General features: G+C 68.2%; 4 protein-coding genes. All 4 read right to left on the bottom strand.

The annotated features are described in order from the left end of the window. On the bottom strand, positions 1–707 hold a 707-nt coding region (gene mutL / locus RI841_RS15350; protein WP_310706501.1), incomplete at its 3' end, for a DNA mismatch repair endonuclease MutL. A gap of 82 nt (positions 708–789) precedes the next feature. Further along, positions 790–2,250 (bottom strand): N-acetylmuramoyl-L-alanine amidase, encoded by a 1,461-nt coding sequence (locus RI841_RS15355; RefSeq protein ID WP_405000953.1) that lies wholly within the window; start codon positions 2,248–2,250, stop codon positions 790–792. After that, positions 2,247–2,750: a tRNA (adenosine(37)-N6)-threonylcarbamoyltransferase complex ATPase subunit type 1 TsaE gene (gene tsaE, locus RI841_RS15360; protein ID WP_310706502.1), complete on the bottom strand. Its 504-nt coding sequence runs from the start codon at positions 2,748–2,750 to the stop codon at positions 2,247–2,249. The genes RI841_RS15355 and tsaE overlap by 4 nt, the downstream gene beginning before the upstream one ends. Continuing rightward, positions 2,731–3,718, bottom strand: a 988-nt coding sequence (locus tag RI841_RS15365) for an NAD(P)H-hydrate dehydratase (RefSeq protein ID WP_310706503.1), incomplete at its 5' end; no start/stop codon positions are given. The genes tsaE and RI841_RS15365, both read right to left, overlap by 20 nt.

Consider the following 3,718-nt stretch of genomic DNA (forward strand, 5'->3'; position numbering starts at 1 on the left):
ACCTCCAGGTCCAGGTGCAGGGCATTCTCCAGAAAAGCCTTGCCGAGCAGGGACTGGAGACGACGCTCCCGGGCCATAGGGTCATCGCCGGGCGGCAGCTGGTGGAGCGTCTTGTGGTTGTGGCGCAGCACCCAGCCGATGTCGAAGCGCGACAGCGCCTGGCGCCGAAAGGCCTCCTCGACGTGGCCGAACTCGGTCTTCTCGGTGCGCAGGAACTTGCGACGCGCCGGGGTATTGAAGAACAGGTCACGGACCGTCACCGAGGTTCCGCGAGGATGCGGGGCCGGGCTCACGCGCGGCTCCATGCGGCGTCCTTCAGCCACCACACGCCAGCCGCTGCGCGGGTCCTCGTCGGCATTGGAGGTCAGCTCGAGGCGCGCCACAGAACTGATGGATGCCAGCGCCTCACCGCGGAAGCCCAGGCTTGCCACGCCCTCGAGTTCCTCCAGAGAGACGATCTTGCTGGTGGCATGGCGCGACAGCGCCAGCGGCAGGTCGGCCTCGCCGATGCCGCTGCCGTCGTCCCTCACGCGGATCGTCCGGGCACCACCATTTTCCAGCTCGACCTCGATGCGCTGGCTGCCGGCATCGATGGCATTCTCCACCAGTTCCTTGACCACCGACGCGGGTCGCTCGACCACCTCGCCGGCCGAGATCTGGTTGGCCAGGCGGGGATCGAGGATCTGGATGTGTCGTTTCTCTGACATGTCACTCCTCAGGACGAGCTGCGGGCTACGGGCCGCGAGCTACGAGCCCTCTGCTCGAGGCCCGAAGCTAGAGACTCGAAGCTCAGGAACGAGGGATGCGCAGTACCTGGCCGACCCGAATCACATCGCCATTGAGCTCATTGGCCTGCTTGATCTGAGTCACCGGCACGCCGTGACGGGCCGCGATCTCCGAGAGGGTATCACCGGGCTGGATACGATACGCATTGCCCTCGGGGCTGCTATTGCGGCCACGCTGCCAGGCCAGCAGGCTGGCCGGCGGCGGGTTGCGCTGAAAGTGGCCACGGATGCCGCCGAAAAGGGCCTCGACCATCCTCTGCTGATAGGCGCCGTCGCGCAGCCGGCGCTCCTCGTCGGGATTGGAGATGAAGCCGGTCTCGACCAGCAACGAGGGGATATCCGGCGACTTTAGCACCATGAAGCCGGCCTGCTCGACCCGTGACTTGTGCAGTCGGTTGATCCGACCCAGCTGGTCAAGCACCTGGCCGCCGATGGTCAGGGAGTCGTTGAGGGTCGCGGTCATGGTCAGGTCGAGCAGCACGCCACGCAGCACCTCGTCCTTGTCATCCAGCGACAGGCTGCCGTCGACCCCGCCGATCAGGTCAGCCTCATTCTCGCTGGCAGCCAGCCACTGGGCGGTCTCCGAGGTGGCCCCCCGCTGGGACAGGGCGTAGACCGAGCTGCCGTTGGGCCGCGGGCTGTTGAAGGCATCGGCATGAATCGACACGAAGAAGTCGGCCTTCTGCTCACGCGCGATACGGGTCCGCTGGCGTAACCCGATGTAGTAGTCGCCATCGCGGATCATCACCGCCCGAAACCCCTCCGCGGCGTTGACCAGCCGCGCCAGGCGCTTGGCCATTTCCAGCACGACATCCTTCTCGCGGGTGCCCGATGGGCCGATCGCCCCCGGATCCTCACCACCGTGACCGGCATCAATGGCGATGATAATGTCGCGCTTGGGGTGCGCCTTGGCCGGCCCCAGGACCTCGGCGGCCGTGATATCGGCCGGATTGCGGCCCTGTGCCACCGCCTCGCTGCGGGCACGATCAGCGGCGATCTCCTGTTCGCGGATCATCGCCTCGATGGGATCAATGGGATCCTCCACAGCGCTCTCGCCGGGATACTCCAGATCCACCACCAGGCGATGGCCATACTGGTCGTTAGGCGCCAGGGTGAAGTGTCGGGGCTCGACCTCCCGCTCGAGCTCCAGCACCACCCGCAGGCCATTGCCGTCGCGCACGCCGGTGCGCAGGGTACTGATGGCACTCCCTTCGAGGTCCAGCCGGTCGACGCTGGCATTGAGCTGACTGTCGTCCAGGTCGATCACCAGGCGACGCGGGTTATCGAGGCTGAAGACATTGGCCCGCGCAGGCGAGGAGAGGTCGAAGACCAGCCGGGCATGATCGGGGGCCGCCCAGAGGCGGAGGTTGTCGACACTGGAGGCAACCGCCAGGCCACTAGCCATCCACAGCACCAGTCCTGCCAGCCCGGCCAGCAGGCGCCTCGCCGAAATCATGGGTGTCATTGCGCTGCTTCACCTTCCCTGTTCACGACCCAACCGGCCAGAGCCGGCATCATCGCCAGGCGCTCGAGGACCGCCCGGCCATGTTCGCTGCGGGCCTCTAGTCTTGCCTCGCGCCCACTGCCGACCATCCGCAGGCTCACCTCCAGATCCGGGGCCGGCAGCCAGCCCTCGCCCCGCTCCGGCCACTCGATTATGCAGAGGGCGTCCCCGGCGAGCAGGTCGCGACCGCCGATGAATTCCAGCTCCTCGGGGTCGCCCAGGCGATAGAGGTCGAAATGATGCACAAGGACTCCGTCCAGCTCGTAGGGCTCCACCAGGGTATAAGTGGGGCTCTTGACCGCCCCCCGGTGACCACAGGCGCGCAGGATGCCGCGCGTCAGGGTGGTCTTGCCGGCCCCCAGCTCGCCGGTCAGGTACACGCGACCATGACCCTCCAAGGCTCGCCCCAGGCACTCGCCGAAGGCAACCTGGCAGTCTTCGTCATCGAGTCGCAGCTGCATCGTCCTCGCCCATCGTCGGGTTGACCAGAATTCGTGCACAGGATGCCAGATCGCCGGCCAGCAGGCCACGCTCACCCCCCTGCCGGGCCGCCATGTCGGCAGCCAAGGCATGCACCAGTACGCCGAGCCGGACCGCCGACTCGAGAGGCAGCCCTTGAGCCACCAGCGCCCCCAGAATACCGGAGAGCGCATCGCCCATGCCGCCGCTTGCCATGCCCGGATTGCCATAGGGGCAGACGGCGAGCCCCTCGGGTCCGGCCACCAGGCTACCAGCACCCTTGAGCACCACCACCCCGCCGTAGCGCCGCTGCAGGGCCAGGGCCGCCGCGGGCCGGTCGGCCTCGATCTCGCCGGCGGACAGGCCAAGCAAGCGGGCTGCCTCACCAGGGTGCGGCGTCAGCACCCAGTCCTCACGATGCTGGCCGCTGAAGCGTGTCGCCAGCAGGTTGAGGGCATCGGCGTCCACCACCAGGGGCCTGTCGGTCGCCAATGCCACCTGCAGCATGCCCTCACCCCAGCTGCCCTGGCCGAGTCCCGGCCCCACCACCAGCACATCGGCGCGATCCAGCAGCTCGCCGAGGTCCCCGGCACCGCGCACTCCGTGGACCATCACCTCGGGGCGACGCACCAGGCTCGCGGTCACATGTTCGGGAGCCGTAGCCAGGCTCACCTTGCCGGCGCCCAGCCGCGCGCAGGCCTCGGCGGCGAGCAGCGCCGCCCCGCCGAAGCCCGGGGCACCGCCCAGCACCAGCGCATGGCCGAAGTCACCCTTGTGGGCGCTGCGGGCCCGTGGCGGTAGCCAGGCCGGGATCAGTCCGGCATCGAGCAGGCGGGCCGCGGGCACGAGGTCCGCCTCGGCCTCGGCATCCACGCCCAGGGCACGGAAGTCGACCTCCCCCACTAAGGCCGGTGCCTCCCCGGTGTGCAGCCCCAGCTTGTCACCGATAAAGGTCACGGTGCGACAAGCC

The organism is Halomonas sp. (assembly GCF_031581305.1).
GTDB lineage: Bacteria > Pseudomonadota > Gammaproteobacteria > Pseudomonadales > Halomonadaceae > Halomonas.

Coding starts and splice junctions, on each gene's coding strand:
- RI841_RS15355 (WP_405000953.1), bottom strand. CDS start 2,250: ATGACACCCATGATTTCGGCGAGGCGCCTGCTGGCCGGGCTGGCAGGA.
- tsaE (WP_310706502.1), bottom strand. CDS start 2,750: ATGCAGCTGCGACTCGATGACGAAGACTGCCAGGTTGCCTTCGGCGAG.